The following is a 17904-nucleotide window of genomic DNA, read 5'->3' on the forward strand; positions in this document are numbered from 1 at the left end:
TTGTGCGCGTAAATATCAGAGAGCCTGAGTTAGCTACTCAATGAGAGCTCGTACATAAGTGAGCGCTTTATTCTTAGTTATTAATTTTGTTGTTGACACAGGGGAGTCCACATAGGTTGTTCCCTTTACGAAATTTACAACGAAGAAATAAGTTATTTTAACCAGTAAAATAGATCAGTTAATTAGTGTGATTGGTATAATACTTAAATAGACCACATATTTAATTAAATTGGTATAAAAAATGTCCAGTTAATTATAGACACAAAAAAGGCCAGCATAGCTGACCTTATCAATAATTTACAAAAAAGCTAAAAGTAGATTAGCTATTTATAAAATCAACACCTTCTTGGATGTCTTTGTTAAGTGTTGCTAACATATCGTTTTTCGCTTTTTCTTCAAAAGCTGATAATTTACCGTATGATAAAATTTCAACAACACCGTTAACACCTAGACGTACTGGATGAGCGAAGAAAGCAGCATCGCCATCAGCAACGTCTACGTATGCGTAATCAACAACGTCTTCACCTTGAATACCTTTAACTAAAGATAGACAAAAACGAGCAGCAGCAGCACCCATAGATAATGTAGCAGAACCGCCACCCGCTTTAGCATTTACAACTTCAGTGCCCGCATTCTGGATACGTGGAGTTAGTGCAGCAACTTCTTCATCAGAGAAAGTTACGCCTTCAACTTGAGAAAGAAGCGGTAAAATAGTTGTACCTGAGTGGCCACCAATAACTGGCACTTTAACTTCAGCAACGTTTAGACCTTTAAGTTCAGCAACAAACGCTTCACTACGGATAACATCAAGTGTTGTAACACCAAATACACGGTTTTTATCGTAAGTACCTGCTTTTTTAAACACTTCAGCAACAATTGGAACAGTTCCGTTTACAGGGTTAGTAATAACACCAACTAATGCTTTAGGACAGTTAGCAACAATGCCTTCAGCTAATGTTTTGATAATACCAGCATTAACTGCGAATAAATCAGCACGATCCATGCCTGGCTTACGTGGCATACCCGCTGGGATGATTACGATATCAGCACCCGTTAATGCAGCACCTAACGCGTCAGCACCAAAACCTTCAACTTTAACAGCGGTTGGGATGTGAGATAAATCAACAGCAACACCAGGAACAACTGGAGCAACGTCATATAATGCTAATTCAGAACCAGCTGGTAGTTGAGTTTTTAATAATAATGACAACGCTTGACCAATACCACCTGCAGCACCAAGAACAGCAACTTTCATATTTTTCTCCAATGAAATAAAATTTTAAGTATTTAAGAATAACCGTATGCATTCTAAAGTGAATAAATACGCATGTGTGAAAAATGTTAAATAATTGTGATGAATGTAAAATAGTAGCTTATTTTAAGGACTGATTACCACTACTTTGTGAGTCGCTTTAATAACTATTTTAAGGGAAGTATTCCTGAAAGATCTTTGCATAAGTACCATTTTCAACAATTAGCTTCAAACCAAGGTTTAAACGGTCACGTAAAACATGATTATTTTTCTTAACGGCAATACCATAACCTTTAGAAAACTGTTCAACAAATACCGCTTCTGTTCTACTAATCACTAATGAGTTGTCTTCTTGTTTACTTAAAAAATTATTGATAACGGCAAAGTCAGCAAATACAGCATCAATTCGCGCTTGCTTCAAATCATTTAAAGCCGCTTGAGATGAATAATAAGGCACGATATAGCTATTTTCTTTAGCAAATTTAATAAGATAATTTTGATTTGAGGTGTTAGCTTGAACCCCAATAAATTTTCCCTCTAATGAAAACTTTCCCTGCAGTTGTTCTTTACTAATAAATACTGGCGGCACTTTATAGTAGCTATCACTAAAATCGACTTTCTCTAATCGTTCACTGGTGATATCCAAAGCAGCAATGACAGCATCATAACGCCCAAAAGGTAAGGTTAATAATAAGCCATCAAAACGGTGATGTTCAAAACTACATTGTAGATTAGCTTGCTCGCAAATAGCCTTAGCAATATCGATGTCAAAACCTTGAATTTGTTTATCATCAGATAAGTATTCAAAAGGAAAATAATTAGCATCCGTAGCAAACGTTACTTGTAATTGCTTTGATGTATTTGCACTCAATGACGTTGATAATAAGAGGCAAAGAAACGCAATTTGACGAGAAAAAGAAATCATAATGAATCATCCTGATAATATAAATTTCATTCAAATTTTAGCAGAACTACATTAAAGAAAGTAGCGATGCTTATATAAATACCATTATTTGCAGTAAAACGAATAAATATGCAAAAAAAGTGACATTTAATCTATTAACGTAACGATGATTTAGATTAAGATACGAGCTTTATAATAATTTATATATAGGATCACAAATGCGACAGACTTCTGAACTAATGGACTTCTTTAAATGCTTACTTAAAAAAGAACATTTAAGCTCACAGAGCGAGATAGTCGATGCTCTAATAGAAGCTGGGTTTACGCATATTAACCAATCTAAAGTGTCGCGCATGTTAAGTAAAACAGGTGCAGTTAGAACACGTAATGCAACGGGTGAAATGGTGTATTGTTTACCTGCAGAGTTAGGTATTCCAGCAACCACCAGCCCACTTAAAAACTTAGTGGTAGATATAGACAGAAATGATAGCTTAATCGTTATTCGCACTAGTCCAGGCGCAGCACAGTTAATAGCCCGCTTATTAGACTCAATGGGTAAAGCAGAAGGGATATTAGGCACTATCGCAGGCGATGATACTATTTATATCGCGCCGAGTAATACTCGAGAGATCGAAGCAACATTAGCTGTTGTACATAAACTATTTGATTAATTCGTCTACAACATTAAACCTCTTCCGCATTAATCCAATATACCAGTGATATGAGAGCTAGTTGTAACGCTCTCTTACTGATTACTTCGCCCAATCTATTCTAATAATATCAATAGTTAACGCTATCCATCTGTATTTTAACAACATTTAAAATTCCATTTAAAACAATATGACTTAAATAATGTTGTTTAAAAATGCGATGTAAAAAAATGTAGTCTAAATAAGACACTCTAAACAATGATATTTAGAAATGCTTTTCTATACTTAACGGCACTTAACTATCATTAACAATAGCTCTCATTAAATAATGAATTGATCCCGCATATTAAAATAAGCAATCAGATACCAATATTTAATTATTTATTTAATGAGCAAAAGTGAATAAAAAGTTAAAGCGAAATAAAAAGTGAGGCAGAAATGAATGAATTAATCATTAATGTGAATAGATTAGATATTGGAATGAATAAACTGCGTGGTTTTACGTTAGTTGAATTGCTGATTTGCCTTGCCATTATCGCCATATTAGCAGGTATTGCTTACCCTTCTTACCAAAACTTTGTGATAGCAACACGACGAGGCGATGCGCAAAGTGAACTGATAAAAGCTCAGATAGAGCAAAGTAGCTACCGTATTATGCATCCGATTTATATTAGTACCCCAAGCTCTGCAGGCTTACCTTCAAATAACCAATATTATACATTTAGTATTGTTTCTAGCGCCGCTCATACCTACGTGATGAAAGCAGTAGCTAACGTGAACAGTTCTCAAAATAATGATAAAACGCCATGTAAGACGCTATTTATCAATCAAAATAATGTTAAAACAAGTGATGGTAGTGAAGACAATGCTTTTTGCTGGCATCAATAGAGAGTCTCTATAAAACAAGGCTATCTACCATGCACAACAAAAAACATTTTTATTGGTTACTTCTTTATTCTTTATTCTTTATTCTTTATTACCGATTACCGATTAGCGGCTTAGTATATTCAGAGGTAACCATTATTAGCTAGTCGTAATCTTTACCTAAAGCTTAATATTCACCCAGTAATTCTTCATTTTTAAGAAACGTTAAAGGCTTGCCTAAGACATGCTGATAAATAACATTGTAAGCTAATACATTTTGTACATAAGCACGAGTTTCATAAAAAGGAATAGTGTCTACCCAACTATCAATTTCGATACCTTTATTGCCTTTTTTCTTCCCTGCGCTAACCCATCTATCTACTCGATGAGGACCCGCATTATAAGCGGCAGTGGCTAATACTCGATTCCCGCTATAACGCTCTAATAACTCATTAAAGTATCCAGCACCTAATTGAACATTAATTTCACCTTGGTCAAGCTGAGAAATATCTTTGTACGACGTTAACCCAATTTTTTTAGCCGTTTCTTCTGCGGTTTTAGGCATTAATTGCATATAACCACTTGCTCCAACTGGTGATTTAGCATGTTGATCAAAACTACTTTCTCTACGCGTAATCGCATAAATATACGTTTCTTCTATATTGTATTGTTTCGCTGCACCAACAAATAACTCTTTTTTAGCATTAGGGAAACGAATACCAAGTGCATTCCAGCTTTTAGAGCTAATACTTGCTAATACAGATAAGTACGGCCAGTTATTATTAAAAGCATACAACCCTAATTGCTGTTGTTTCGCTACGCTTTGCTTACTAAGAATACGGTACCACTGCCCTTTCGCTTGTTTATTTAGGTTGTGAAATAACATCTCTTTAATAACGGCTAAATCACCTTTTAAGGCACTTAACCCATCAATTTCTTCTTTAATAATTTGTTCATTAAGTGAGAAATTCACGCCTAACTTTTGAGAAGCCATAAAACCATGGAAGTTACGATTTTTTGCTACTTGTTGGTACAACACTTTAGCTTTATCTGCCTCACCAGCTTGCTCTAAAACACGCGCTTGCCAGTATTTCCATGCTGATGAATTACGTTCTGTTTTAGGTAATTGAGAAATCCAAAACTTAATATTATTCCAATCTTCACGTTTAATCGCATAACGAATACGTTGTTCGATTAATGACACATTACCTAAGGCGCCTAGCTCTTTATCTAACCATGAGAAATATTTACTTTTATTACGCTGCACAATAACGCTAGCAAATTGTGTTTTAATACGTTTATTCTCAGCAGCAGTGAAAGGTACTTTCTTATCAAATTTAGTATAAGCTTTCATCGCTAAATCAATATCAATCTTTGCTAAACGTTGAATCGTTGGCACTAAAAAACCAAAGCTATCTGCTTTACGAGAAGAAAATAATTGACTATCTAATACATTTTTTGGATTTTGTTGAAGCTCATATAACTCAGTAGCTACTGCGGCTGTTTTCTTATCCATTCTAGCAATCAAGAAACGCATTAAACCCTGTTTGTTTTTTACATAAGCTAATTGGAAGCGTTGCCATACATCTTGTTTCGTTAATTGTTTATCATTTTGATAAAACACGAATACATCATCACAAGCATTAGGCAGAGAGGTACTAGATAACCAGTATTTTTGAGCATCAGACCAAGCTTGCTGGCTTTTCCCTGTTGCAATAGAAGCTTGTAAATAATGACATTTCAATGTTTTATTATTTGGCATTCTAGGGAAAGCAGTTAAGAATTGTGACCAATTTTTCTGTCTCGAAAGCGAAAACAAATAAGTACGTTGTAAATCATCCGTAACCACTTTACCTTTATTACTATCGATAAAGTTTAAAACAGTTTGATCATTAACTTCATTAATATTCGCTTTTAAATAATTATATTCTGCAATATAAGCGAGCGGATAATCAGTTATTTTTTCAATATTCTGATTGGCTTTTTGCCATTCTTTTTTCTCTTGTAAATCTAAAGTTTCAGTGAAAATTTCACGTTGAACATCTAAACTTAATGCACTACTTATGCTTGATGCAGAAAACAACAAGCACCCTAAAATTAATTTTCTCATAACATCCCAATGTAAATAATAGATAATTTAAACATCATTTCATAAAATGGTCGATGATAGCAACTCTTGTGTATAAGGATGCTGTGCATTTTCAAATATAGTTGAAGTAAAACCTTGTTCAACTATTTCACCCGCCTTCATTACCAGCACTCGATGACTCACCGCTTTAACCACTGATAAGTCATGACTGATAAATAAATAGCTTAATGAAAATTCTTTTTGTAATGCTTTTAATAATTCAATAATTTGTTTTTGAATACTTCTATCTAAGGCTGATGTTGGTTCATCTAATACAATAAGCTTTGGTTTTAATATCAAGGCTCTTGCAATAGCAATTCGCTGCCGCTGCCCGCCTGAAAATTGGTGCGGGTATCGATTAGCGGCACTTTCATCTAAACCAACTTTAATCAGTACCTGTGAAACTTGCTCATTAATATCTTGGTCACTTAAGGCTTTATCGGTATTAAATACATGTACACCTTCTGCAATGATATCTTGCACTGACATTCTCGGGCTCAAGCTGGCGTAAGGATCTTGAAATACAATTTGCAACTCCTGACGAAGTGCTTGTAAATCATCTTTTGCTAGCCCATTAATGCTTTGACCTAGATAGACAACCTGACCAGTATGCTTATTCAAATGTAATAATGCTTGGGCTAAAGTACTTTTCCCTGAGCCACTTTCACCCACTAACGCTAACGTTTCTGCTTCATGTATTTTTAATGAAACATTTTTCACCACATCTAATGATTTTGTTGTTTTCCCCCAAAAATTCTTTTTGACAGGAAAGCTTACATTCATATTTTCTGCTTCAAGAATCACTTTAGGATCAACGAGAGATGCCATTTCCCCTGTTGGAACCGCCTTTAACAATTTCTTAGTATATTGGTGGTCAGGTGAATCAAAAAGCGCCTGTGTTGCTTGATACTCCACTTGCTGACCTTTACACATCACTAATACATGATCCGAAAATTGCTGAACAATATTAAGGTCATGAGTGATCAACAAAATCGCCATATTTAAACGTTGCTGTAATGATTTCAATAACGTCAAAATTTGTTTTTGAATCGTTGCATCTAAAGCCGTTGTTGGTTCGTCAGCAATTAATAGATTAGGTTCATTAGCAAGTGCCATCGCAATCATGACACGTTGACGTTGCCCTCCAGATAATTCATGAGGATAAGCTTTTAAACGTGAAGCAGGACTGTCTATCCCCACTAACTCTAATAACTCAAGGGTACGTAATTGTGCCTTTTTACCCATTAACCCTTTATGTAATAACAACGTTTCTTCGATCTGTTTTTCAATACTATGCAATGGATTTAACGACGTCATTGGTTCTTGAAAAATCATACTTATTTTATTACCGCGAACCGCTTCTAAGACAGCATCTGACTTCCCCATCAGAGACTCACCTTCAAAGATAATATCACCACTAGGATGATGTGCATGTGGGTAAGGTAATAATTGCAGTATTGAGAGTGCCGTCAATGATTTTCCAGATCCACTTTCACCAACAATAGCTAATGTTTTACCTTGCTCTAAACTAAAGCTAACACCAGATAAGATATTTTGCTCTGCAAAGCTGACCGCTAAATTATCGACTTTTAAAAGACACGACTGTTCACTCATAATGTTTTCCTCGGGTCAAAAGCATCACGCGCGGCTTCTCCAATAAAGACTAATAACACTAAAATACTCGATAAAGAGATAAAAGCAGTAATCGCTAACCAAGGCGCATGTAAGTTTTCTTTACCTTGGGAAATCATTTCACCTAAAGAAGCTGAGCCCAACGGTAACCCAAACCCTAAAAAGTCCAATGACGTTAACGTGGTTAATGCACCAGTAAATAAATAAGGCATGAAGGTTAAGGTTGCAATCATTGCATTAGGGAGAATATGTTTGAACATAATTTTACTGTCTTTTACACCTAACGCTTTTGCTGCTTTTACATATTCTAAATGGCGTCCACGCAAAAACTCAGCACGTACCACGCTGACTAAACTAGGCCAACTAAAGAGAATCATTAACCCCAATAACCAAGTGAAGGTAGGCTCTACAAAACTCGCTAAAATAATCAACATAAAGAGCATTGGCAGCCCTTCCCATATTTCTAGTAAACGTTGACCAATTAAATCAATTTTACCGCCATAATAACCTTGTATGGCGCCGACAATAACACCAATAATTGAACTTACTATGGTGAGCGATAATGCAAAAACAACTGAGATACGAAACCCATACACTAAACGAGCAACTACATCTCGCCCTTGGTCATCTGTACCTAACCAATTCACTGCATCTGGCGCCGAAGGTGCTGCACTGGTTAATTCATAATTAATGGAATCGTAATAAAATGGAATGAGCGGCCAAATCATCCACCCTTCTTTATTAATTTGTAGGACCATATAAGGGTCTCGATAATCCGTGTTGATATCAAAATCACCGCCCAATTGATCTTCCGGAATATCTTGTACAATTGGGAAATACCAATTCGATTGATAAGACACCATAATTGGCTTGTCATTTACCCATGCTTCCCCGATTAAACTGAGTAAAAATAAAATGCTAAAAATCCATAACGAATAATAACCGCGTTTATTCGCTTTAAACTGTGCCCATCGTTGATGGTTGCTTGGATTTTTTTTGATGCGTTGCCAAGTAAGTAATAACGACATTATTGACCCTCGAATGTAATGCGTGGATCGATTAAGGTATAGGTAACATCACTGATTAACTTAAGCACTAAACCAACTAACGTAAAGATATAAAGAGAACCAAAAATAACCGGGTAGTCTCGCGTTATTACTGATTCAAAACTCAGTAAACCTAACCCATCTAATGAGAAAATAACTTCAATCAACATCGAGCCAGTAAAGAAAATACCAATTAATGCCGCAGGTAAACCAGCTAAAACTAATAACATTGCATTACGGAAAATATGACCATATAAAACACGATTTTTTGAACAACCTTTAGCCCGCGCGGTAATGACGTATTGTTTATTGATTTCATCTAGAAAGGAGTTTTTAGTTAACATGGTGAGTGTTGCAAAGCTTGCTAGTACACTTGCTAATATCGGTAAAACTAAATGCCAAAAATAATCTTTTATTTGCCCAAATAAAGTTAATTGGTCAAAGTTGTCAGACGTTAAACCTCGTAATGGAAACCAACTAACATAAGATCCACCAGCAAATAACACCACTAAAATAATCGCGAAAATAAAGGCAGGAATAGCATAACCAACAGTAACAATTGTACTAGTCCAAACATCAAATTTAGTACCATGCGCCGTGGCTTTTTTAATGCCTAACGGAATAGAAATTAAATAGGCGAGTAACGTCGTCCATAAACCTAAAGAAATAGACACAGGCATTTTTTCGTAAATCAAATCAATTACGCTCTTATCTCGGTAAAAACTATCACCAAAATCAAAGTTAATATAACGCCATAGCATTGAAAAGTAACGTTCTACGAGAGGTTTATCAAAGCCATACAACTTCTCTAGCGTGGTAATATATTCAGGGTCGACTCCCTGTGCACCACGATATTGACTACCACTATTTGAGCCTTGTTTTATCTCACTACTCGTACTCGACGTCACACGAGACGTCGCTTCAGAATCAATACCTTGATATTTGGCAATAGCTTGTTCAACAGGGCCGCCTGGTGCGACTTGGACAATAAAAAAGTTGAGCGTCATGATGCCAATTAAGGTTGGAATAATCAGTAACAGCCTCTTTAAAATATATTGATGCATTATTGACTCTCTTGTTCAGTAACTGATTTTTCTGATTGTGTACTCCACCAAGTATCTAAGCCTATATCATAATAAGGCGACACTTTAGGTCGAGAGAACTTATCCCAATACGCAATACGATAAGCGGGTAAGTACCATTGAGGGATCACTATATGTTCAGATAATAAAACACGATCTAATGCTTTAGTTACATTCACTAACTGCTCTCGCGTTGATGCGGTTATTAATTGTTTCGTTAATTCATCAATAACCGGAGAACAAATCCCAGCCCAATTGGAAGTGCCGACCTGATTAGCAGTATCACAGCCCCAAAAAGAAGCTTGCTCATTGCCAGGTGAAATTGACTGACCTTTACGTAATGACAACATATCGAACTCAAAATTATTTAATCGATTAATAAATTGAGACACATCGACCAAACGAATATCAGTTTTAATGCCTATCCGTTGAAGGTTACGACGAAATGGATGAATAACCCGTTCAAAGTCTTTGCTATATAATAAAAATTCAAAGTTTAATTGCTCACCCTGTTTATTTTGCATTTTACTGTTTTTTAACTCGTATCCTGCCTCTGATAATAATGTAACCGCTTGTCGCATTTGTTCTCTTACATTGCCATTACCCGATGTTTTATTACTTTCTATCGGCTTAAAAACAGATGCTGGAAGCCGATCTTTATAAGGCAATAATATTTTCTTTTCTGCTTCGCTTATATCTATTTCCGTTGATAATTCAGATCCAGAATAAAAACTATCTATGCGTGTATAAGCGCCATAAAACAAAGTTTTGTTAGCCCATTCAAAATCAAACAATAATGAGATCGCTTCACGTACTTTAGGATCTTTAAATTTGTCTCGACGTAAATTAAACCAAAAGCCTTGCATGCCTTGAGGATTTTTATCCGCAATGGTCTCTAATATAATGTCATTAGTCTTAAATTGCTCGCCAACATAACCGGTCGACCAACGCTTTGAGGAGCTTTCGAATCGGTAATCAAAAGCACCGGATTTAAACGCTTCAAATGCAACAGCATCATCACGATAATAATCAATAATGATTTGGTCAAAATTATGGCGTCCTTTATTCACCCCAATATCTTTTGCCCAATAATCAACTACTCGCTCATATACAATTTGCTTACCTGCATCAAAGCTTTTTACTTGGTATGGACCAGACCCTAATGGAATCACCAAACCACTTTTAGCAAACTCTTTTCCCTTCCAAAAGTGCTTTGGTAAAATAGGGATTTGCCCAATAATTAGGGGCAATTCACGATTACCGATTTCTTTAAAATGAAAAGTCACTTTCAATAATGAATCTACCGTGACTTCTTCAACCCCTGAATAATATGAGCGAAAGTGAGGGGCACCTTCATCTACCAACAAATCAAAACTAAACTTAACATCATCAGCAGTCACCGCTACACCGTCATGAAATTTTGCATTAGAGTTAATTAAAAAACTAACAGCACTATAATCATCTGCGACTTTTATTTTGTCAGCAATTAACCCATATAAACTAAAAGGTTCATCGGTAGATTGTTCTAATAACGTATCGTAAATACGTGTAATACCAGCCGCGGCATTACCCTTTACAATAAAAGGGTTTAATGAGTCAAAACTCCCTACACTCGCTTGTTTGAAAGCCCCTCCCTTAGGCGCATCTGGATTGGCATAGGCAAAGTGCTTAAAATTATTTTTATACTTAAGATCGCCATACATACTAATGGCATCACGCCAAGATTCACTATTCGCCAAAAAACTTATTGGTAGTAGAGCGCAAAATATCAAAAGACGTATACACTTAATTATATTCATCATAGTAAAACTCAATCAGACTTAAAATTAAAAAACAGAAGAGAACTAAAGATAACAAATGCTTAGGTTAATAAAAGGTTTTTAAATATAAAAAGGAGATATAAAGAGGAAGTAATAAAAAACACGGAACTTATCACTACTAAAATGGACTAATTATTGGCATTCAACAAGTAAAAGTTGAAATATTTTAAAGAAAATATAGCTAGCTCAAGAAATAAATCTGTTTATGTAAAAGGCTTTATTAATGTGATCTATATCACTTGTAAATCACTTCGAAAAGCCTAATCTATTAATGAACACGATAAAGTGTATAACAAAAAGGTGTCCTATATGAGAATTGAAATTACTAGCAAACAAATTACTATCACAGACACAATGCGCGCAAAAGTAGAAGAACGTTTCGAGAAACTACAGAAACTTCAAATTTCATTAATCAATCCCCATTTCATTATCACTAAAGAACCTAAAGGCGTAAAAATAGAAGGTACTATTGGCGTTCCAAACGGTAAAGTTTTTGCTCATGCTGAGCATGATGACTTATATGTGGGAATCAATCAGTTATTCTCAAAAATCGAACGTCAGCTAAATAAACATACCCATAAAGATGAAGCAAACCGTGCCAAGAATAATGGTAAAGACTTATGTCGTAACGGAGAAATTTCAGGAGAGGCTATTGAAGAGCCAGAAATTGAAATTGAATCAGATGCTGAAATCAAATTAAATAAAGAGTTTGTGGCTTAGCCATTTGCTACTCACTAGAGCACTTAGATAACGGTTTATAAATAACTGCTCGTAAAGAAAAAAGGAGGTTAATAACCTCCTTTTTTGATCCTGCCTTTTACGAAAATCTGCCTTTGAGAAAGTAGTTATTTAGTGCCCTTACAAAGCACTAAATAAATAGATTACTTCTCTTCATAATGGCGATTGTCATGCACTTGTTGCAACATTACTCGACTTTCATTTAAGAATAACTCCGAGTAATCTCCCATCCAATTCGTCACAGACTTAAAGCGAGCAATAAACTCTTCACGATTGTTGTTTTCTAACAGTTCAATCGCATCAGCAAAGTGTTTATGGTAACGCTTTATCATGGTTAGGTTATTTTTTTGCGATAAGATAATGTCAGCATATAAAGCTGGCTCTTGTGCAAATAAACGCCCTACCATTGCTAGTTCTAAGCGATAAATAGGCGAGCTTAGGTCTAACAACTGTTCTAAGTCTGCATCGACTTCTTGTAAATGCACACCGTAAACAAAGCTCGTAAAGTGACGTAATGCTTGAATCAAGGTCATTGACTCATCATGCGTTGGTGCTGCCACTGGGTATAAATGGGCGCCCCAAATTTTCATTTGATCAATTAACCATTGGTACTTTTCAGGATTACGTCCATCACAGTAAACAATAACTTGTTTTGCAAAGCTTGAGATATCAGGACCAAACATAGGGTGTAAACCGACGACAGGACCTTTATGTACCGCTAACATCTCAGTTAAAGGAGCATCTTTGATGCTAGTGATATCGGTTAAAATACAATCTTCAGGTAAGAAAGTAAGTTGCTTAATCACATCAACAGTCACATCGATTGGCGAACCAACAATAACTAACCCAGCTTTACTACAAATAGCTTCAGCTTGATCCCAGTTTGCACGACCTAAAATATCGACGTCATAACCAGATAATTTAAACATTTCAACAAAACGCTGACCTAATAAACCATTACCACCAATAATAACAATACGTTTCATCGCAGGGTTAACTGTTTTGAAACCTGTCTCATTTTCACTAGCATAAGATTCACGCATAGTACGACGTAAGATATCTTCAATTAGGTTTGCAGGTACGCCTTTCTTTTCAGCTTCTTCACGGCGCTTAGCTAACATCGCAGCTTCACGTTCAGGCACATAAATAGGCAAACCATGCTTAGTTTTCACTTCGCCGACTTCACCTACTAGGCGTAAACGCTCTGCTAATAAATCAATTATTTGCTGGTCTACAGCATCAATCTGATCTCTTAATTTACTTAAAGGCATAATTTACTTCTTATTTGTTCTGGACAGTATCTTTTAATAATACGGCCGCTTGCTCTAATAATTCACAGGTAGTTTGCCAATCAATACACGCATCCGTTACTGACATACCGTATTGCAGTTTATCAGCAGGTAATGACGCAGGTTGATTACCCGCATTAATATGACTTTCTAGCATAATACCGATGATAGATGTATTGCCATCAACTACTTGGCGGAATACATTTTTTGCTACTAATGGTTGTAGTTCATGATTCTTATTAGAGTTCTCATGACTACAATCAACAATAAGAATGCTTTCCATTTTAGCTTTAACTAAAGCTTGCTCAGCTAATGCGACATTGATTGAATCGTAGTTTGGTTTACCGCCGCCGCCACGTAAAATAACGTGACCATCTTTATTACCAGCAGTTTGTAATAAAGCACTTTGCCCAGCTTGGTTAATGCCCATAAAACGATGTGGTGCAGAAGCTGATTGCATTGCATTAACTGCAGTAGATAGGCTACCGTCAGTTCCGTTTTTAAAGCCAACTGGCATTGATAAGCCACTCGCCATTTCACGGTGGGTTTGAGATTCTGTCGTACGAGCACCAATCGCAGCCCAACTAAATAAATCACCGATGTATTGTGGGCTAATTGGGTCTAATGCTTCAGTAGCAATAGGTAAGCCTAATTCAGCAATCCATAACAATAATTCACGTGCTCTTTTAAGACCTGTTTCGATATCGAATGAATCATCCATATGAGGGTCATTAATTAAACCTTTCCAACCAACAGTGGTACGTGGTTTTTCAAAATAAACTCGCATTACAATATATAAAGTATCTTTATATTGATCACGTAACTCTTTCAAACGCGTTGCATAATCTTTAGCAGCTTCGATATCATGAATTGAACAAGGACCGCAGATCACTAAAAAACGAGGGTCTTTTTTGTGCACGATATTAGATATAGTTTGACGAGATTCGTTAATGAATTGATACACACTATCAGAAGCGGGCAAAGACGCTTTAAGCTCTGCAGGTGTGATTAAAACGGTTTCTGATTCGATGTGGATATTTTCATTTGTTTGCGTAGTCATTTTACTCTCATTGACAATTAATAGTGAAAACATAATAGCATAGCAAAATAATAGATCATGCGATTAAGCGATAGTGGTTAAATAAATGCAGTTTTAATCAAATTAACACCTAAATTATCGCGCTTTGTTTTACAATAAAGCACAGAAATCGTTTATTTAGTTATCTCTACTAACGTTCATAACCAAAGGTGTTTAATATCAAGATGCAGACAATTACTCCCCATATTATGACGTCATGGTCTGAAATAGAAAAACTAAAGGAAGATTGGAACCCTTTATTACAACAATCTGATGCAGATAATATTTTCTTAACATGGCAATGGATAGAGAGTTGGAAGAAGACTTGTTCACCTGATACCAAGCCATTTTTTGTGGTACTAAAACAAGCACAGCAAGTTGTCGCTATTGCCCCCTTTTATATTCAGCCTTATCGTTTATTCAAATTTTTTACTTATCAAGTATTAAGGTTTGCTGGAGATCAAGGTATCGGCTCTGAATATTCTAATTTCATCGTCAAACAAGAACAGACAATTCAATTAAAAGCTTTATTGTGGTCAACCTTATTAACTAGCGATCAAGCATCACAGTGGGATCTTATTTGGTATAGTAACGTAGCCAGCTGGAGTAAAGGAGGAGAAACGTTACTGACTTCACTGCAAAAGACGCCACAGCTAAATATGAAATCTCGCGTTGTAGAATTTGCGAATACTGAACTCAAAAACGTATCAGAACAAGTATTGCCTTCGCTATCTAAAAGCTTGCGTACCAACATAAAGCAAACACAAAATTATTTAAGCCGACAAGGTGATTGGCAGGTGAGCTTTTGTGATGATCCGTCATTACTTGAAAAAGAGTTAAATCGATTATTTGAATTACATAATTTACGTTGGCAAAACGTAGGCTTACAAGGTTCATTTGAAAGACGCCCTGAGATGGCCGCTTTTTATCAAGACTTTGCAGTTAAAGCACTGCAGCAAGGTTGGTTACGATTAGCCAAATTACAATGTGAAGGTGTCACACAAGCAATGCAAATCGGTTACGTTTACCAAGGTCAGTTTTTTGCATTGCAAGAAGGGTTTAATGCTGATTTTCAGAATGGTGTGGGGCAAGTTTTACGTTATCATGTTTTTCAGCAATGTTTAAAAGAACAACTCAGCGATTATGACTTTTTAGGCGTATATACTAATCATAAAAGACGTTGGTTAGCACAAAAACGAGAAGGTCAAAATTTACTTATTTGGCCAAATAAAATCAAAAACGTATTGTTTACATTAATGACTATTTGGCCAACGGGTAAATATTTTAAACCTCAAAAGATGTAGTATTTGAAAGGCACTTTTAGCCACTTTATTAATATTTAACGTTTAAAAATGTCTAATCTTTCAAATTAGCTTTCACACTTATAAGTAAACACTAACTCCAAGAGATAGCGGTAATGAACTCTTTATTTTCACTGATATGTGCAGATAACGCTAAGGTAGTAATCGGCACTTTTTGATGATATCCGCGACTCAACCACCCTAATGACGGTGTTTGTTGATCATCTGACACTTCACCTCTGATTAACGTCGCTTGCATTTTTTCAGGTAATTTAATAACTACCAAATTATCAGCTAACGTCAAAGTACAAATCCCTTCTTTGATTTCTATATTTTGACAATCTTCTGAAAAGTGGAAATAAATAACAGCGTCATGCTGACCTTGTGTTGTTAAGGTATCTACAATATTGATTTGTTTTTGCTGTACATCTAAATCGATACTACGTTGATGATTTACTGGAGAGCCTAAACGTTTGTAACCGTCATGCTCAGCGATGATTTTACCGCCAAACTCAGTAGGAGACCAAACTGAACATACAGACTGAGCATGTGACTCCCACATAAAGGGCCCTGTCATTACAGATTGGTCAAGACCATCAATCTCGATAGTATTATGTGCTCTCGTTTTTCGGAAATGGTTACGCCATTGTGGAAAGCTAAAGTAATCATAAGTGCCCGTATCAACAAATAAATCCTGTTGATTAATACGAACAACACAACTCAATGCATCAGCATGACCATGAGCAGCGATTGCTGTATAACCTAATTCAGCGACATCCATTAAAATACTGGCCTGGTTTTTATCACTCAATTTACCCGCTTGTAACAGATAATACCCAGAGTCCGTAAAGGCAACGGGGCTTAATTCTCTTTCATTTGGGTTAATCTGATTAATAGGTTGTTGTCTGTTATTAAACAGCCAAAATGAAGACTCACTTATTTGCTTTAAACCTTGTGTAAAGATGGTGTCATCATATAAATGACTCACTACATCACACAGCGCATTGATATCATGCACATGGTCACCAAGATCTAAAACGTAACCATCATCTTGATCGCCTAACATAGGGTAATGTTGACCGCCTTCTGCAATCGTTGCAATAAAATGACTTAAACGATTAAGCGTTTGCCAATAAGCAGGAGAAAACGAATCATCACTCCATTTCCCCGTTAAACCAGTTAATAAGTAAAATTGAAATACAAAGAACTGATAGCTAAAAGCATGTTCTTTAGTACAGCCGTCAGCAAAGGTTTGTGCTTGTATCTCTTTTTCTAATACTTTCTTACTTTGCTCTTGCCATTGCTTGGCATCTTTAAGCATTGAAAAGTAACAAGCAGCAATATAAACGCCTGCGGCTTCGCCCACTAAATGATTATTTGCAGAAGTACCTTGTGAAAACTTCCCACTCACATCACGACAATGCAAAAAAACACTTTCTAATAATCGATCTTTAAAATTACCAGTAAATAATCCAGAATCTTTGATTAAATCGATTGTCCATACCCAGCTAATTAGGCGAATAGCCAACTCTAATGGGCTACGCCAATTCATCCCTTTACCGTATGGGTTTTCATCTAACCAATGCGTCATTTGCTCTACGGCTGCTTGTGCGTATTTAATATCACCAGATACCTTATATGCTCGCGCTAACACCACCATCTGATGATGACGATTTGGTTCCCATACTAATTTACAATCGCCATTATTTTCAAAATCACGATAATTAACTGAAAGTATATGCCCAAGTTTTGAATAAATACCTGCACTATGATCTTTATGCCAATTAATAGGCGACTCTAAATGGTGATCTTTTAAATCAAAATAACTAAGCTTATGCTCCATAATAGACTCAGCTTGAGTGAGTAAAGGCGTTAACCACTGTTCGTCATAATGATCGACTTGCCCTTCAAAAACACTAAACCCAGGTTTAAAGCTAGATTCAGCATCATAGGAATCAACAAATTCAGCTTTAGGTACTTTATTAAGTTGAACCCGTGCTCGTTCAATCCAAGCATCACTTAAGGAAGTCACTCGCCATTTGATCTCGCTAACAGACATCATTTGAATTCGTTTAATATACCAAGTAAGAGATTGCATAATTATTTAGTCTCGCAAATTA

At 36.0% G+C, this 17904-nt stretch carries 14 protein-coding genes; 4 read left to right on the forward strand and 10 right to left on the reverse strand.

Annotation, left to right across the window (positions count from 1 at the left end):
- Positions 1-319: 319 nt before the first annotated feature.
- Positions 320-1255, reverse strand: coding sequence for a malate dehydrogenase (gene mdh / locus SP041_RS09870; RefSeq protein WP_025566061.1), 936 nt, complete (start codon positions 1253-1255; stop codon positions 320-322).
- Positions 1256-1424: 169 nt separating this feature from the next.
- Entirely contained in the window at positions 1425-2177 is a 753-nt protein-coding gene (locus SP041_RS09875; RefSeq protein WP_051368662.1) for a transporter substrate-binding domain-containing protein, read from the reverse strand.
- 197 nt (positions 2178-2374) lie between these two features.
- Between SP041_RS09875 and argR the strand changes: the two genes are divergently transcribed.
- Positions 2375-2827, forward strand: a complete 453-nt coding sequence (gene argR, locus SP041_RS09880) for a transcriptional regulator ArgR (RefSeq protein ID WP_025566063.1) — start codon at positions 2375-2377, stop codon at positions 2825-2827.
- A gap of 417 nt (positions 2828-3244) precedes the next feature.
- Positions 3245-3694 carry a type IV pilin protein gene (locus SP041_RS09885; protein WP_276607148.1) on the forward strand — a complete coding sequence of 150 codons (450 nt, stop codon included), beginning with the start codon at positions 3245-3247 and terminating at the stop codon, positions 3692-3694.
- Positions 3695-3857: 163 nt separating this feature from the next.
- Here the strand turns inward: SP041_RS09885 and SP041_RS09890 are convergent, their stop codons facing one another.
- From SP041_RS09890 to SP041_RS09910, 5 genes are read right to left on the reverse strand one after another with little or no spacing between them, the layout of a single operon-like run.
- The gene (locus SP041_RS09890; RefSeq protein ID WP_025566065.1) at positions 3858-5780 is read right to left on the reverse strand and encodes a transglycosylase SLT domain-containing protein; all 1923 of its coding nucleotides are present in this window, start codon (positions 5778-5780) and stop codon (positions 3858-3860) included.
- Positions 5781-5819: 39 nt separating this feature from the next.
- On the reverse strand, positions 5820-7412 hold the full coding sequence (locus tag SP041_RS09895) for an ABC transporter ATP-binding protein (protein ID WP_025566066.1): 1593 nt from the start codon (positions 7410-7412) through the stop codon (positions 5820-5822).
- Positions 7409-8431 carry a microcin C ABC transporter permease gene (locus SP041_RS09900; RefSeq protein WP_025566067.1) on the reverse strand — a complete coding sequence of 341 codons (1023 nt, stop codon included), beginning with the start codon at positions 8429-8431 and terminating at the stop codon, positions 7409-7411. The genes SP041_RS09895 and SP041_RS09900 overlap by 4 nt, the downstream gene beginning before the upstream one ends.
- 26 nt (positions 8432-8457) lie before the next feature.
- Positions 8458-9540 (reverse strand): microcin C ABC transporter permease YejB, encoded by a 1083-nt coding sequence (locus SP041_RS09905; protein ID WP_025566068.1) that lies wholly within the window; start codon positions 9538-9540, stop codon positions 8458-8460.
- Positions 9540-11297 carry an extracellular solute-binding protein gene (locus SP041_RS09910; protein ID WP_240791446.1) on the reverse strand — a complete coding sequence of 586 codons (1758 nt, stop codon included), beginning with the start codon at positions 11295-11297 and terminating at the stop codon, positions 9540-9542. The genes SP041_RS09905 and SP041_RS09910 overlap by 1 nt, the downstream gene beginning before the upstream one ends.
- A gap of 390 nt (positions 11298-11687) precedes the next feature.
- On the opposite strand from SP041_RS09910, the gene raiA reads away from it, so the two are divergent.
- Positions 11688-12098, forward strand: coding sequence for a ribosome-associated translation inhibitor RaiA (raiA, locus tag SP041_RS09915; protein ID WP_025566070.1), 411 nt, complete (start codon positions 11688-11690; stop codon positions 12096-12098).
- 161 nt (positions 12099-12259) lie between these two features.
- Here the strand turns inward: raiA and tyrA are convergent, their stop codons facing one another.
- Both tyrA and SP041_RS09925 read right to left on the reverse strand, forming a co-directional pair.
- Positions 12260-13387, reverse strand: coding sequence for a bifunctional chorismate mutase/prephenate dehydrogenase (tyrA, locus tag SP041_RS09920; protein ID WP_037050809.1), 1128 nt, complete (start codon positions 13385-13387; stop codon positions 12260-12262).
- Between the two features lie 10 nt (positions 13388-13397).
- A complete protein-coding gene (locus SP041_RS09925) occupies positions 13398-14465 on the reverse strand; it encodes a 3-deoxy-7-phosphoheptulonate synthase (protein WP_025566072.1) in 1068 nt (355 codons plus the stop codon).
- Positions 14466-14668: 203 nt separating this feature from the next.
- On the opposite strand from SP041_RS09925, the gene SP041_RS09930 reads away from it, so the two are divergent.
- Positions 14669-15787 (forward strand): GNAT family N-acetyltransferase, encoded by a 1119-nt coding sequence (locus tag SP041_RS09930; RefSeq protein ID WP_025566073.1) that lies wholly within the window; start codon positions 14669-14671, stop codon positions 15785-15787.
- A 91-nt stretch (positions 15788-15878) separates the two neighbouring features.
- Here SP041_RS09930 and SP041_RS09935 read toward each other — a convergent pair whose 3' ends face one another.
- Positions 15879-17846 (reverse strand): alginate lyase family protein, encoded by a 1968-nt coding sequence (locus SP041_RS09935; RefSeq protein WP_240791447.1) that lies wholly within the window; start codon positions 17844-17846, stop codon positions 15879-15881.
- Positions 17847-17904: the final 58 nt, after the last annotated feature.

The sequence above is a fragment of the Psychromonas sp. SP041 genome, assembly GCF_000470315.2.
GTDB lineage: Bacteria > Pseudomonadota > Gammaproteobacteria > Enterobacterales > Psychromonadaceae > Psychromonas.